Source organism: Bacillus sp. MSP13 (assembly GCF_000815295.1).
GTDB classification, from domain to species: domain Bacteria; phylum Bacillota; class Bacilli; order Bacillales; family Bacillaceae; genus Bacillus; species Bacillus vallismortis.
Genome location: NZ_JXAQ01000015.1, coordinates 1 through 15,594, shown reverse-complemented (window position 1 = coordinate 15,594; position 15,594 = coordinate 1). Strand labels below are relative to the sequence as shown.

Here is a 15,594-nt window from a genome sequence, read left to right as displayed (position 1 = left end):
ATAAAAAGCCCCTTTCGGGGGCTTTTATTTCTTATTTGCAAACTCAATCCAGTTTTTATCGAAGTTGAAGACAACGTCTGCTTTGAATGTTTTCCCTTTACTCTTCAGCTGCACTTTCACAACTTTTCCTGCTAATAACTGACTTGCTTCTTTTTTAGAGACTTTTTTCTTCCCTAGCTTTTCTAAGCCGTTTTTAAATAGGCCTACTTTACACCCATTTTTCCGATAACCCGAACAACCGTATACTTTACTGCTCTCATAAATAGGATTGCCGCACTTCTTACATACAGCTATGACTTCTTTTTCTTCGGTTTCAATTGTCACTTTCTTTACATTCTTTCTAATTTCTTCTGATGTTTTTATCACCAGCTGTTCTAATTCCTTGTAAAATTCTTTTTTGCTTAATTCTCCCCTTTCAACATCAGCTAACAGTGTTTCAAATAATGCTGTTAGCTGAACGCTATAAAGGCTAAAATCTTCAGGCATCATGTTAATTAGCTCTCTACCTAATTTAGTGGATACTAATTTATTTTTGTCTCTCTCTATAAACCCCCGATTTAAAAGCGTCTCTATAATCGAATCTCTAGTGGCAGGCGTACCAATACCTTCAACTTGTTTCATGATTTTTTTGTCTTCGGACACATTTAAGAACTTTGCAGCATGTTTCATATCATTAAGCAAAGAAGCTTCAGTATATCTACCTGGTGGTTTAGTTTCTTTTTCGAGCAATGTATAATCTCCTAATTGGCTCAAATCTGATTGTTCCAATGTACCCTCTTCAATATCTGAGTTATAAAGTTCTCTCCATCCTGGTTCAATTAATACAGTCTCTTTAGATTTAAACTGAGACTCACCGTCTTCAAATAAAGCAACTGTTTCTTTTTTTACAGCCGCCGGATAGAACGCAGCTGCAAACCTTGTAAGGATTACATTGTAAAGCAAATCTTCATCTATATCTAAACTGCCTTTCTGTTTTTCAGTAATTATGATTGCTTCATGATCCGTCACTTTTTCTGGATTAACAAAAGAAGGTTCAATGGAATAACCTTCTTCAAGTATCTTTTTAATAACTCCATTACCTGAATGGCTTGCCAATACACCAGATAGTTCCTCATCACTTGCAATATACTGAGAATTTGTTCGTGGATATGTCACATATTGTTTTTCGTACAACTTTTGAGTTATCTCTAATGTCTTTTTAGCACTCCACTTATGTTTTTTATTCATATGCTTTTGCAATTCAGTAAGGTCAAATAATTTTTCAGGCTTTTCTTTTTTAGTCTCGCTATTCACTGAAAAGTTTTCTCTTCTGCCTAGCTGATCAATGATCTTCTTTGCTTGTTCTTTATTTAAATGTGTATCGTTATCCAGGACTAATTCAAATTTGTTCCCTACTTGATCGACTGTTGCAACTGTGTAATGAGTCACTTTTGAAAAGTTTTCAATCTGTTTATCTCTATTGACGATCATGGCCAAAGTAGGCGTTTGTACTCGGCCGAGTGATAAAACATTTTTGCTGTTGCTCAATTTTGTAGTAAGGACAGTTGCATTTGTACCAATCATCAAGTCAGATTCCTCTCTCAATTGCCCTGCCAACGCCAAACCATCGTAATTTTTTGCATCGCTAACGTTTTCAAAAGACTTTCTTACACCATTTTCGGTCAGGTTTTTCAACCAAACACGTTTTAACTTCTTGTTATTCACCCCACTCAACTTATAGATTTTCCTGAAAATATGCTCACCTTCACGTCCTGCATCAGTAGCAACATAAATAGTGTCTGCCTTCTTCATTAAATCGACCAGCAACTTAAATTTCTGTTTATGAGCAGGTGTATCAATTACTTTCAAAGGAATATCTGTCATGAAGAATGGGAAATTAGAAGGGTCACCTTTCCAACTCCATTTCTCATTAATTTCTTGTGGTGACTTGCATTGGACTAAATGTCCAATTGCTGCTCCATAAACACGGCCATCTTTACCGGTGTAATAACCATTAGATTCTGTAAATCCTCCTGAAATTACTTGAGCTAAATAGCGTGCGATACTAGGTTTTTCACAAACAAACAATTCTTTCATTTTTTCAACAAGCTCCTTTTTTGAGTTCTTTAAAAAAGAAGTCGATCTATTTATTAGATGACTTCCTCAATTTTCAAAGTTTTATTTTATGAAATAATGTGACCGGATTGATCGTAATATGATACTTCATCAAAAACTGTGTCAGAATCTAGTATTTTATTTACATCAGAATATAATCTAATAAGTTCTGTTTTAAATTCTCGCTTTGTGTTTAAATCTATACATTTACAGTATAAATATAGGCCGTCATAGCCCTTTTCTTTTACTATATCAGTTGTTGTTACGTAACTTTCATATTGCGATCCCTCAATTGGAAGTCCCGATACATTTTTATTTTCAGTTAGATACCATTGATATAAAAAATGTGATAAATCTGGGGTGGCATGAAAAATTAAATGAGCATCTTTACTATTATTGTGAAGTCTAATCACATATTTTTTCATCTATTTCTCATTCCTTCTACAACAATTTGAGCTAATTGAACGAACAGCCTTTCTTCATAACTCATTATTTATCTCATCTTTTGCTAACGTTTTTTCAATCTTTTTTTGCAATTCATTATTCCAATCCCATTTATCAAAGCCAACGGGCAAAATAGGGATATCCTCAATGACCGGCACTACCTCACCTTTATGTTTAATTTCAATCGTTTTTACATCCTCCACGAATTTTCTACCTCCTTGATCATTATCCACACAGTTCTTCACTGACTTTAAAGACCTTCCTGCCATATCTAATTCATTGACTGCCAACTTTAAGTTTTCAATATATGTTTCTTTTTTTAAGCCACCCATGCTAATCAATCTGCAATTCAGAAGTTTTTCTCGAAACAGAGTCAAATAACTCAACAAATCTATATTTGATTCAAAATATAGAAGATTGTCTGGATAACCGAGGGTTAAGGAAAACCCCGTAAACGTAGCTTTTTTAGTTGTTGGCAATTCTTTTTTGAAATAAGCTCTATCTTCTCTAATCCTTTTTTCCAAAGGGATCTCTCTAGTCCCTTGTGAATTTGCACCAATTAGATTCCCCTCTTTATCCTTCCACTTAAAAACCACATTTTTATATTTGTCCTCTTTGATATAATCATGTTGGATCAACATATTAACCAAGTCGGCATCAATCTTTCTTTCATCAACCAGATATTTAACGATATTTTCAGTCGTTGATTTTTCAACCACATCATAAACGAACTTTTCTGGGTATTTTGGTGCTGATGGTTTAAACTCATGAACTTTCCCATTTTCCAAGTCCTTGTTTATTTTCTCCACCGAGTCTCGAAATGAAAGGTCATGTACTAGCATCAAATACTTTATTGCATTCCCTGATTCATTGCGGCTGTTCCAGCTGAAGTAATTTTTGTGTGAACTGATGAGTAAGCTATCATGTTGTTCGTGCCTATAGTATTTGGTTGAATTTGAGTCAGGTTTGATGGGTTCACCAATTGAAAGTAAATACTGAAGTATATTTATATCGCTAGCTTTATCAATCTCTTCTTGACTCAGAGGACGTTTGCTTTTTTTTACCTTTGAAATAGCTCTCATCTTCTCCACTCCACAAAAAAACCAAGAAGCACATTAATGCATCTTGGTTAAGTTATTTTTTTAAAACTAATGATGAAAATTCCTCACAGTATTGTCTCAGCTCGTTTGCAACTGCAAATAAATCAATGTCAAATATATAAACACATGCAGCTGCTGCCAATAGAATACCTATCCAGCGATATCTCGTCTTACTATAAAAATGACCATGCAAACGACTCTTATTTATGTTCTTCATGGCTTCAGATTCAATTTTGGCTTGTCTTACAGCAGCTTTTTTTTCCTTATTATGATCTCTGGCGACTTGATCCAGAATAAACTTCAGTTTTTTCTCGACCAGTTCATTCACATCATTCTCTTTATTTGAACTATCTTTTAAGATGTGTTTTTTTCTTGTTTTTTTCAAAGTACCGGCAATATTAGATACAATATTCATTTTTGGATTTTTCTCATCCTGTTCAGTATCTTCAGGTTCATCATCTAAAAGGTTGCCATCTTCAGGAAGATCATTTTCGTTTGGAACTTCATGAATAAACTTGGTCTCCAAATCACTTTTTTCCACTTCGTGTTCCAGATCTTGTTTTTCCATTTCTGCCTTTAATAATTGTGCTTTCCTTTCTGCTTCCTTCGCTTCTTCCTCAATGGCCTTTAATTCTTTAGCTCTTTCAATTTGTTTTTTTTCATATTCAGCTACCACTTTTTCTAAATCATTTTTGGCTTTATGTGCTGACTTCTCAACTTCTTTAAGTTGCTCTTCATATTGTTCTTTGCTTTTTTTCTCAATAGCCCTTTGCTCTTTCATGCTTTCTGTGGCTCTTTTTGCTTCTTCTTCAAGTTTTTTTAATTTCTCAATTCGAAGGGACTCTTTTTCTGTCTCTTCTTTTTCCTTGCTTTCCATTATTTTTTCCAATGAAGCTTTTTCTGCTGCCAATTTATCCATTTTACGTTGGAATTCAATTTCTCGTTCACGGCTTATCTTTTCTTGATCTTCCAATGCTTTTTCAAGTGTAACTTTTTTACTTTTAAGGTTCTCTAAATTTAACCGTGCTTCAGAATCGTTAATATGCGTCAAGTGTTCATCAGACTCGACAATTTCTTTTTGTTCAATTTTCTCTAGATATTTAACGACCTTTTCTGGCACATTTGAATTGTTTTTGATTGTCTCAAAAAACGAAAGGGTGTTTTTGTTTATTTGGATCTTACTATTAAAAACATTTTCTTCTGTTTCAGCATCAATAATTTTGTATGTGAACTTCATATCAATACCAGTTTGCTGATACCTCTCACATTCTATCGACAACATATCATTTGCACTAGAAAAAGTAAGTGGCTTCTCAAAAGCCACCTTACTTTTTTCTGCATTTTGCCCTCGTTTATATATTACGTAATACAAGTGATTATCCCCCTACTTTATCAACTTAGAAAGTAACATCCGACTTCCCATAGAACCAATTGAACCGCCACTTCTTGCCATCGCCTTTGTTCCTCCACCGGCATACCACATATGTTTAAGGATAGAAGGTGATTTGATAATTAACGTTGCAGCCCCGATAGCAAGGTAAATGTTTCCCCCTGTGAAAAGGATATTGATAACTAAAGTAACCAAAAATAACTTAAGCAATAACGATACAACCATTGACAATAGTTCTCTCCACCAAATACTGAAATAGTTATTATCGTCAGCTATCATTGACAGCGAGACAGGAGCTATAAGCAGTTGCATTACCAGGAAATCTGCATAAAATACACAAGTCGAAAAAACAAACATAATAAAAGAAATCACAAAAAATATCAGTAGTGCTGTGATCACTATGCCACCACCACTTAAACCTAACGCACTTCCTGTTAATGCTGCTGATATAACAGCATAGCCACCTTTCCCATCAAAATCTGTACCTGAAGCAGCAAAATAATTAGCAATCGGCAAAGCAAAATCCATGACAATTGTTTTGAGTAACCAAGGGAGGACTAACAGCGAAACTGCGCTCTTTCCCACACGGAGAAATATTTCATCCAAGGGGTATTGCTGCGTTCCATTTTGTGTGTTGATGATATATTCAATGATCTTGTACAAGGCAACCACGACCGCAAATGTACTTGTAAACCATACTAAAAAATTTGAAACATCTGTGGCAAATTTAGATTCTGGCAGCTTAAAAACAAACTCATTAATCATTACCAATACCCAATTCATAAATGATTCGACCCAACCGTTAAGGGTATCTTCGATTACACCCGAGAAGGCATCTTTTATCCAATCAAACACAATTACACCTCTTCTTCTTCCTCTTCATCCGAAGAGTTTATTGCATTGATAACAGCAAGAGATTGTTTATATTCCTCAATATTCACTTTCATATCTTCAAACACAGCTTCTTGTTCCTTATCTGCGGAATATTGTTTTTCTAACTCATCCTCATCTAATGATTCAGGCACATTTCCATATTCAATCCTAGATTCATAATCCTGTACATCTTTTTCAAATTGCTCATTCGCTTCGGCGCTAATCTCCCTCTTATAATCCATTTGCGAAACTTCAAATTTGTCAACTAAATTCGGAAACAAAACAAATTGAAATGCTTTTTCACATTTAATAGGTGATTTACCCGATAACAAAACTAAACTTGTTTTTTTATTCATTGTTTGTATCTCATCTGGATGCATCAACATTCTTCCTGTGTAATTAAAGCTTTGTGAGGAAGAAGAACTCCCACTTTTACCTTTGGATAAAGAAGAACTACCTGTATCAACTTTGACCGTTGTCTTACCCATAAGATCACTGAAATATTTTGCAGTTGTTTCATTTACGTTTCCTAAACAAATCTTAATTGCACAGTTCCCTAGAATCGACTCTGCTTTTTCTTTACCGTACTTGTCCATAAGCTGCGTGTAATTCTGAAAAATTGTGCAGCAAGATATTCTATAGCCTCGACAAGTGGCCAGAAACTCTTCATAGGCATCAAATTTACCCAAGTTAGGAAACTCATCTAAAAGAAAAACCACAGGGGTTGGCAGTTTAGCCCCATGCTTATCCCCTAATAAGTACAATTCCTGAAACATCTGTGTGAAGAATAAATTGATTAAGCCTTCCCATGTTTTGTCCATTGTTGGGATCAATACATATAAAGCGATTTTCTTTTTTCCAATGTCTTCAAAGAAAAAATCATTGCTGCTTGTAAAGCCAGCAACCTCATCATCTACATAATCACCTATAGTTGTTAACAAGCTAATAATAATACTCGCTCTAGTCTTTTCTTGTGATTTTTTAAAACCCAGCTCATAACTTCTTCTAGCTGGGTGTCTTTTATCCAAAGCCATAAATTTCTGATCTAATTCGCTTTCTCCATCTTCGTTAGCTTCTGGGTCGAATTCCTGAAGAAAGTCCAAAATGCCTTCCATGTTTCTTTTATGAGGATGAAATTCTGATTTTGCATAAAGAATTAAGGACTTTAACAATCCTAATTGAGCATTAAACCAGATATCTTTCTTTTTAGGATCGTTTTTTGCACTAACAATGGTGTTTGCTACTGTTGTGGCATCCAAGTCTTTTCTTACGTATCCAAATGGATTGTAATGATCTGAAAGAGACATGTGTTTGAAATTCACTACTCGTACTTGATAACCTTGTGCTTCTTTTATCTTTGCTGTTTTTTCGTAAACTTCTCCTTTTGGATCGGTAACAACAATGCTGCAATCTGTATTATTGATTACATTACTCAAAACAAAACTTTGAGTTTTAAAAGAACCAGGGCCTCCGGCAACAGCAACATTCCTGTTAGGCAATTCACTTGTTTCATGCTGAATAAGCACTTTTTTGTCTTTGACACCAAAAATTAAACCAGTGTATTCGCTAGTCATGATTAACTTCTCCTTTCAAAGAATTTTCGATATCCTGTTTTAGACTTTTAACAGATGCTATAGTTAATTCTTCAGGAACGTTGAATATCTCAGTTTTAACAGCCCACCTCGCTGATCCTTGAACGCCATATGATTTACCAACAGTTTGGTACTCTTTAGTCCTCATTTTAAAAACGAGATAGATAAGAAGAACAATAGATCCGATTAGAGTGAAATAGATTAATGGGTTTTGATCGGCCATAAATTCAGTTGTATTTTTTATTGGATGAAACACAACGTTTAGAGTGTATTCTGTTAATAATTCAGACGTAAAATCAGTTTTATACTTCGCAAATAGAGGGATAATTCCCGAAATAAAAATTGACATATAAATCAGGAAAACTCCCAGAACTGAAAAAGCAAATATTTTTCCTTTCATGACCTTCCCTCAACTTTCTTTTATAGATTCTGCAAATGTCCCAAGAGTTTCTAATTTATTGATTCGATTATTGTTCACTTTAACTTTGAATAGCTGTGTTACCTTTGGGTTTTTAAGCCCCTCTACTTCGTACTCTGTTTGTAACAACACCAACCCACTTACTTGACCGTCATTAGAAGGCGTTAAAAACAATTGCAAATCTGTGATTTTGTTTTTAAAGGAGACTTTTGGGGTGTCAGGAACACCGGCTGCTGTAAGTTGTCCATAAACTTCATTACTAACATATTGTTTGATTTTGTCGTAACGTTCTTTATAACTTTTTGTTGTATATTCATATTGGGCCTTGAAAAAATCTTTAACTAATTGTTTCTTTTTCGAATCATATGCAGTTTCACTTTCTTTAATTGAGTCCTGGGCATCACTTAACTGTTTCTTTACTTTATATAGTTCTGTTTCAAGCTCTTTTGTTTTTGCTTCCGATTGCTCATAGGCCTTTTTTTGATCAGACAAATTAAAGCCAAGTGTAATATTCGTAAAAATTGATATAAAAAATAAGACTATAAAAATAGTCCTTACAATGATATTTTTCATTATGTTTCACTCCTATTTAGAGACTCTTCCAAATCCGGCTAAATGACTTTTCCAGTAACCTTGATTCCAAGTGGAATACCCTATGCCTGAATTATTGGCATCGTACATTTGTTTTTCATTCACATAAATCCCCACATGCGTAATAGAATCAAAAGGTCGATCTGTATTTGTTCCTTTAAAGAAAATAAGATCACCCGGTTGAGGGTCACCTACTTTAATTGTTTTATTATATTGCTCTGCTGCTGTTCTTGGAAGAGTATAACCTATCTTCCCAAAAGCATACTGCGTAAGACCACTACAATCAAAACCAACGGTTGGACTACTGCCACCCCAAGTGTATCCCCAACCTTTATACTTACTGACCTCTGCTATTAAATCTTTATAAGCTTTTACGCCTAGGGCTGAAGCATCTGCATTGCCCACTTCGCCTGATGGTGCATTAAGATACTGTTGTACTAGTTTTACGTAGTACATATTCCCATAAGAGTATCTAAAATTCCCATTGAAGTCGGCTACAGGATTACTGTACTTTGTTTTCGCACCATTCGCCTGTTTTTTCGCAAAATCACTAGCCAATTCAAATGTATACTTTTTCCCATTCTTTGAAACATAATTATTGAAACCTCCTCCAAAGTTATAACTTTGAACCGGAGTCCAAAAATCAAGTTTCTTTTTTTTCGCATCATTTACTGTTTCCGCAAAGTATTTTACACCTACTTGTATGGATAGGGATGGATCAGATATTGAATTCGGTGGTAGCCCCATCGATTCTGAACTTTGCATGATATCAAGTGAATCGCCTCCAGTCTCCACCATCATAATTGCAAGTATTACATCCACATAATCAGGGATTCCATATTTATCGGCGTATTGACTCACCACTGGTTTCCATTTTGCAACTTTTTCATTTACGTTAGCTGTACCACTATCAACTGTACCTTGCGAAGAATCGTTTCCTAAAAAAACAAAAAATGCTCCTGCAAATAAGAGCATTGAAACGGAAGCACCCATAATGAAAAGCTTTCCTTTATGTTTATAAGCATGTTGGGCTACTGTAGTAGCCAATTTTACAGTTGCAACACTCATTTTTGTTGCCCCGTTTTTTCTTCGTATTGAGCAAGTCTTTTTTGTTTATCCATCAAGCTGTCTTCTAATTTATTCATTTCACTATTGTTTTTCAACTTTTCTGGATCATTCTTAAATTTATCCTTTATGGCCAAGATACTTTGATTTATTTCATCAATTTCAATTTTCAGCTTCGCTATTTCTGAATAATATGATGCTTCCCGTTTGTCTTTTTTATTCAGTTTTAGTCCGTCTGAATCATCACCATTAACCATCCTGTCAAAGACATCTTTGGCTAACTCATATTCATTATGATCTAAAAAGGCAATTCCCAACCTTTTGAGTGAATTCTTATTCTCAATTAATGTAGCCTGTGTAGACAAATCATCAACATTGAAACGCACAATATCTTTTTCTACCGCCATAAAAGGAGAATTGGATTTTAATTTTAAAATTTGTTTAGTATTCTTTAATTTATATAGCTTTTTAACAACTTCCTCTTCAATTGAACCATCATATGAAATAGCTTCATCATATTTACCGGCATCGAGCAACATCTTAGCAATATCATGTTTGCTGCTACCCTGTCTTTTCATAAGTGTTATTGCCTTATCAGTATCCCCACTAGACAAAGCCATAGACAGATCCTTCTGTAACTCAACATCTTTAGCTTCTTGCTCATATTCTGAGGCAACACTACTTTCAGTATGTTTGATTACAATGACCATGAGAAGAAGCAACACTACAACTGATGCACCACCAATTATCAGTTTTCTTACCCAAGAGTTTTTCTTCTTTTTGGTAGACTTTTGGATTTGGTTATAAGTTCGAATTTGTTCATTTTCAAGCTCTTTTTCAACATAAGATTTTAGTTCTGCAAACGATACCGAGTGATTTATAGAAAACATGAATTCACTGTCTTCTTTTACTAACAATTCATCCTTGTTTATTGCAAATCGTTTATATGAAAATTGATCACTATAGAACCCAAATATAAATAACTTATATTGATCTAAAATACTTTCTTTAGAATAAGGAGTGTTACCATTTGACCTATACATAAGCTTAATCTCGTTAAAACCCCTGAAGAAAATATTGTTAAGATCAAGATATGTCTTCCCTCCACACTCTCCTAATGGATCATTATCAAGAAGGTTTTTAATCATCTGTAGCTTTATAACCCTATTATATTTTTTAGCTGCATGTAATGTTTTAAAATCTTTGGGGATACTATAAACTAAAAAGATTTTATTTTCTTGTTTGCTTGCGCTTTCCAACTCAAAAAAATTGTTTGAAGGATATTCTAAGTCCTCCAAATCTTCTAAACTTGTAACACTCGATAACTTTTCATCGATTTCGAGTTTATACTCATTCTCATTAACGTATGACGTTAAGTCACCAATCATTGTAATCCTCTTCATACTGCATGATCTCTCCTATCTAAATCCGAGGATAGTTGCAACAATTCACTTTGAGTAAGGTAAACTTTAGAAGACCAATCAGGGACTACTTTAGGATCTTCGCCAGTTATCTCTTTGTATCTTTCTGGGTTGAAAATTCTCAATTCTTCGAGAGTCAGGTTAACTTTTAATTCTGCTCTTTTTTTCCCGTACATAAACAGTGCTTCCCCTTGTCTTTTGCTTTTCAAAAAGTCTTCTTCTTTTTTCGAGAGATTTATTTTTAACTTAGTTTTAATCGTCTCAACCTCCATGTCTTCCATTCCGAAAAAGACCTTCGTATAACTATTTCCTAAAATAGCTGTCCCAATCAATTCATCGCCTTCAGATGTCGATTTTAGCAAATCACCAATTTGTTGAGTTGTTACAGTAACTCCGGCGTTATATTTCCTGAAGCGTTTATATGCTTGTAAGAAGAAGTCAGCACTATCTTCATTTTTAAGTAAGAAGTGAAATTCATCACAGAAGAGCAAATCTGATACAGATTTATTGCTGGTAATCATATCCCACAAGAATCCAAATGTATTCAAATAAACCACTGATTGCATGTCTGTCTCAGTTTGTAATGGTTTCAAGTTGAAAGAAATTAATTTTGATGACAAATCAACATTAGTATGCCCATTTAAAATAGTGCTTGATCCATGAACCATGTCTTCTAAAATAAAGCAATATTCTTCTATCAATTTGTATTTCTCTATGTCTGTCTTTTCTAATCTTTTTAAAGCATTATATAAGTCTTCAAGGATAGGGAAATCACTTGAACTCATTTCTCCTAAATTTTTAGTTTTTCTAAACGTATCGTAAATCCCCATTGTTTCCTTTGAAATAATGGATAACTGAACTCGATTCATTTCAGGCATGATAGCTCTGTGTATCCCTTTTAGCCTTTGGACTTTTTGTCTAATCAAGTTGTCAACCTCTTCATCTTTCAGCTGTCTGTCTATTTGTTTTACTGTATCGTCATCATCAGCATCCAAATATACAGACTGAATTTCAAAAGGATTTAATCTGACAGGACTAGCACTTGATAAATCTATGACAGTACCACCAAGTGCAAGAACTCTCTGACTGCTTTCAGCTTCTGGATCAATTAAATAAATATTTGATGATCCTTCTGCAACATTTTGCAAAATGTTTTTCCCGATATATGTTGATTTCCCTCCACCGGATGTACCTAGAACACTTTTGTTACGATTTAAAGTCCTCTTTCGATTAAGGTAATCTACAGCTATGAAGCTGTTTGTATCCTTATTTTTCCCTTCTATTGTGGATGTTTGTGTTAAATCACATATTTCATTATCATCAAATGGCATGAAAGAACTAGCACTAACAGAGTTAGTCATAGAGTAGGTATATTCACTGAGTTTATTTAATCCAAGGGGTAGACAAGACCAAAAAGCCTCATCAATTTTCCTGTATGGAACAATCGCTTTTAGGTTAGTTTTAATTAAAACTCGATTTAATGCTTCCTCTAGTGAATTCAGTTCCATTTCAGACTTCCCTTGAAGGATAATATAAGTATATAAATATAAATATGTGCTCTTTTCATCTAAAGATTGTTCTAGCTGCATTCTCGCAGATTTAATCTCTTTTTTTATTTTTTCACTTCTATATGGATCAAGAGTTCTTAACAGTTCAGCTTCTTTATTCTTAATTGTCTCATTGTAGAAATGATTTAATGTCTCCCCGTTTGCCGGCTCTAGATGTTGGGAAATAGCCACATTACCTTTTAATCTTTTTAAAGGCGACAACCAATTCCCTGTTGGCTCGCCTGGATAACTCAAAACAACATAAGGTTTTATAAAATTTCCTCCTGCTGCGATGTGATCCCTGTTAGTTTCAAATACGAAGGGGTATATGCTATCAATTACATCCTTATCAATTAACCCCTTAATTTCATTTACTTCTTTTCCCTTGTCATTCTTCTGTTCTTTCGACTTAAAACTCTTAAATAACGCAGATAAACTCAATATAATCCATCCTTTCTTTCTATTATGAAAACATCGAAGAACGATAATCTAAAAACTGGTGTAAAAGTGATAAACTTTCAGTGGCTGTCAAAATTTCTGGATTACTATCGTATTCCTCTAAAACTGAATGTAGCGATCTAACAACCTCATCCCTTTTTTCAATCAACCTTTTTTCAGCCAGTCTTAAATTTTCGAGAGTAGTTTCTTTTAGTTCTTCTTTCAATACCATAAAATGTGCCTTAACAGCAGTGTCCAAATCTGTTTCACTTTTTTGATATTCATATAGATATGAGGCTATAAGTTGTTTTAAATCATTAGTCATATTACGATCATTTAGTGATTCAATGTATCTTTCTTTCCATTTTTTTATATAACCATCCATCTTAACAGGAACGGTCATTGATAATGTTTGCAATTTATAATGAACGTATTGAGACACAAACGCTCCATAACTGTCAAAAAGCAAATTTTGCTGATTCGATGATAATAGATCAACATTTATACCAGGAACTTTTATAATGGTAACCAAGGCATTTTCTTTAAGGAATACAAAGTCAGAATAAACGCCTTCCAGTGGACTAATATCATTAAATGACTTCAAAAAGGGTCAACTCCTTTGTCTTTAGAATTAATAAAATATACTTTTTGTTTTTTTCGGTATTCAATTACTTCTTTTATCCAATCCTTCGTTCTGATGTTCTCTCGATATTTTACTGGCCTATAATTTATATAGATAGTGGGAATAAGTATAAGTAATACAACCATAAAAAATTTAAATATCCAGAAGAAAATAGAACTGTAGGGGGGTAAAGCAGCTACTCCTACAGCAAGTAAAATGAATGGTGCAATAACAGTAAACAACTCTTTGACAGTCACGTTCCCAAAAATTTTGTATTTGTTATCTACATTCTTAGGAAAGAACCACTTTCTCCCTTTATAACTACTCTCACCGAGGAGTTCTACAATTGCTTCCTTTACATTTTCCTTGTCCATAATATTCATAAAGTTTCCCTCCCAAAGAGAAAAGAGGATTAAGTGTTCCCTAATCCTCTTTTTAAAACAGTGTTTATTTGAAAGTTGCGAATAGCCAAGGAAGAATCCACGGCATTGCAGCACCGGCAATAACACCAATAGCTACTGCCCCCAACGATTTCCACATTTCCGTTTTACTATGAGGATCATCTAATGAAGGTAAAAATTTACCAACAATTTTCGATCCAGCGAATACACCTATTGCTACAATAATAGCCGTAGCAACACCTTGGATAGCCACAATACCTTTATTCAATTTTGTTTGAACTTGTCCAGTTGATGACGCAGCGAAACTGGTGTCTGGAATTAAAAAGGTCAATACAAGTACATATGCAATCATTGCAAGCATAATCCAATTCTTTTTTATAAAATTCATTTCCATTCTCCTTTTATCTTCATCAAAAAAGCAATTTTCTCTATCATGTCGTTTTTCAAAGTATTAAGAATACCCAATCTAGTAGTGTTGGTGGCACTACTCAGATGGATGAAATATATGTTTTATAACTCCAATACTTCTTTTTCTTCAACTACAGTTTTTTTCTGAAGTGAATTATTTTTAGTCAAATCATTTGTTTTGTCACCCGACTGTATTGCTTGATTCATCGAATCAAGCACATTGTTGAATTCATTCGGATATCTTTCTTTAAAAGCTTTGAGAAAAGTTTTTAAACCTTCGTTTTCTTTTTCTATCTTGCTAACTGGCTGCACTTCACTGTGGTGATATTTCCCTTTCTTTTCACCAGGTCGTTGTTCAGTATTATTTTTTTCAGATATATCCTTTGTTTTGTCTAACGATTGTGCCTTTGCTAGTTCCTTAGTAGCTTGCTGGTCACTTTTTAAAGGGAAGGTTTTATCAATGGTTTCAGATAAATCTTTAATCTTCTGATTAACATTTTGAACCTTACTTGCAATTAAGTGATTAGCTTCAGCTTTAATATGATCAACTTTTCCCTCTAATGAAGATTTAAGTTGGTCGACATATTTTGTGACTAATTCCTTTAATTGCTCTAATATTTTTTCGAATTCTTCTTTCACATTAATTTCATTTTTCCCAGATCCTTGAATGCTTACCTCAATACTTTTCAACATCCTTTCAATCTCGGCAAAGCGTTTTTCGATGTTCTCAAACACATCAGGCTGCTGATTCAGGTTTCCCAAACCTTTCTCAGTTAACAATTGCTGAGACAACCCATCTACCTTTTGAACTGATTCTGATAGTTCTTTTACGATTTCTAGATCATTTGATCCACCTTTAAAGAAATCCAAGGCATTATTAAGATCACGTTTAATTTCTGACAAATCATCTTTTTTCAATTCATTTTTATCAATCATCTGATCAATCACTTGAACAGATACGGACAAGTCATCTTTAAGTTCTGGATTCGTCATTTTTTTCAACAAATCAAGAGCATTTTTGAGAGTCCGTTGTATGTCTAACAAATTGTCTTCTTTCAATTTCGATTCCCCCTATAATTTAGATTACTTAAACAATCGTATTGATTTTTTTGTTCATGATGTTGATCAGCTGCTGGAATACTTCAGGTAATGCTGCGGCAAGCAATGTGCCGATTGCTACACCAATAATC

The 15,594-nt window shown here is 34.1% G+C and carries 15 protein-coding genes; all 15 read right to left on the bottom strand.

What is annotated here, in order from left to right:
- Positions 1-24: 24 nt before the first annotated feature.
- Positions 25-2,076, bottom strand: a complete 2,052-nt coding sequence (locus tag SC79_RS18265) for a DNA topoisomerase (RefSeq protein WP_039076293.1) — start codon at positions 2,074-2,076, stop codon at positions 25-27.
- 86 nt (positions 2,077-2,162) lie between these two features.
- Positions 2,163-2,519 (bottom strand): hypothetical protein, encoded by a 357-nt coding sequence (locus SC79_RS18260; RefSeq protein ID WP_039076292.1) that lies wholly within the window; start codon positions 2,517-2,519, stop codon positions 2,163-2,165.
- Between the two features lie 54 nt (positions 2,520-2,573).
- Positions 2,574-3,620: a DUF3991 domain-containing protein gene (locus SC79_RS18255; RefSeq protein WP_052245636.1), complete on the bottom strand. Its 1,047-nt coding sequence runs from the start codon at positions 3,618-3,620 to the stop codon at positions 2,574-2,576.
- A gap of 52 nt (positions 3,621-3,672) precedes the next feature.
- Entirely contained in the window at positions 3,673-5,010 is a 1,338-nt protein-coding gene (locus SC79_RS18250; RefSeq protein WP_039076291.1) for a hypothetical protein, read from the bottom strand.
- Positions 5,011-5,022: 12 nt separating this feature from the next.
- The gene (locus tag SC79_RS18245) at positions 5,023-5,883 is read right to left on the bottom strand and encodes a conjugal transfer protein TrbL family protein (RefSeq protein WP_039076290.1); all 861 of its coding nucleotides are present in this window, start codon (positions 5,881-5,883) and stop codon (positions 5,023-5,025) included.
- Between the two features lie 2 nt (positions 5,884-5,885).
- The gene (locus SC79_RS18240; RefSeq protein ID WP_039076289.1) at positions 5,886-7,475 is read right to left on the bottom strand and encodes a VirD4-like conjugal transfer protein, CD1115 family; all 1,590 of its coding nucleotides are present in this window, start codon (positions 7,473-7,475) and stop codon (positions 5,886-5,888) included.
- Entirely contained in the window at positions 7,468-7,893 is a 426-nt protein-coding gene (locus tag SC79_RS18235) for a hypothetical protein (protein ID WP_039076288.1), read from the bottom strand. The genes SC79_RS18240 and SC79_RS18235 overlap by 8 nt, the downstream gene beginning before the upstream one ends.
- A gap of 9 nt (positions 7,894-7,902) precedes the next feature.
- On the bottom strand, positions 7,903-8,484 hold the full coding sequence (locus SC79_RS18230; RefSeq protein WP_039076287.1) for a hypothetical protein: 582 nt from the start codon (positions 8,482-8,484) through the stop codon (positions 7,903-7,905).
- Between the two features lie 12 nt (positions 8,485-8,496).
- Entirely contained in the window at positions 8,497-9,570 is a 1,074-nt protein-coding gene (locus SC79_RS18225; RefSeq protein WP_052245635.1) for a bifunctional lytic transglycosylase/C40 family peptidase, read from the bottom strand.
- The gene (locus SC79_RS18220; protein WP_156122681.1) at positions 9,567-10,955 is read right to left on the bottom strand and encodes a hypothetical protein; all 1,389 of its coding nucleotides are present in this window, start codon (positions 10,953-10,955) and stop codon (positions 9,567-9,569) included. The genes SC79_RS18225 and SC79_RS18220 overlap by 4 nt, the downstream gene beginning before the upstream one ends.
- Before the next feature lie 11 nt (positions 10,956-10,966).
- Positions 10,967-12,976, bottom strand: a complete 2,010-nt coding sequence (locus SC79_RS18215; RefSeq protein WP_052245634.1) for a VirB4 family type IV secretion system protein — start codon at positions 12,974-12,976, stop codon at positions 10,967-10,969.
- A 22-nt stretch (positions 12,977-12,998) separates the two neighbouring features.
- Positions 12,999-13,577, bottom strand: coding sequence for a hypothetical protein (locus tag SC79_RS18210; RefSeq protein WP_039076284.1), 579 nt, complete (start codon positions 13,575-13,577; stop codon positions 12,999-13,001).
- The gene (locus SC79_RS18205) at positions 13,574-13,978 is read right to left on the bottom strand and encodes a hypothetical protein (protein WP_039076283.1); all 405 of its coding nucleotides are present in this window, start codon (positions 13,976-13,978) and stop codon (positions 13,574-13,576) included. The genes SC79_RS18210 and SC79_RS18205 overlap by 4 nt, the downstream gene beginning before the upstream one ends.
- 64 nt (positions 13,979-14,042) lie before the next feature.
- Positions 14,043-14,384: a CagC family type IV secretion system protein gene (locus SC79_RS18200; RefSeq protein WP_052245633.1), complete on the bottom strand. Its 342-nt coding sequence runs from the start codon at positions 14,382-14,384 to the stop codon at positions 14,043-14,045.
- 122 nt (positions 14,385-14,506) lie between these two features.
- Positions 14,507-15,463 carry a hypothetical protein gene (locus SC79_RS18195; RefSeq protein WP_039076282.1) on the bottom strand — a complete coding sequence of 319 codons (957 nt, stop codon included), beginning with the start codon at positions 15,461-15,463 and terminating at the stop codon, positions 14,507-14,509.
- Positions 15,464-15,594: the final 131 nt, after the last annotated feature.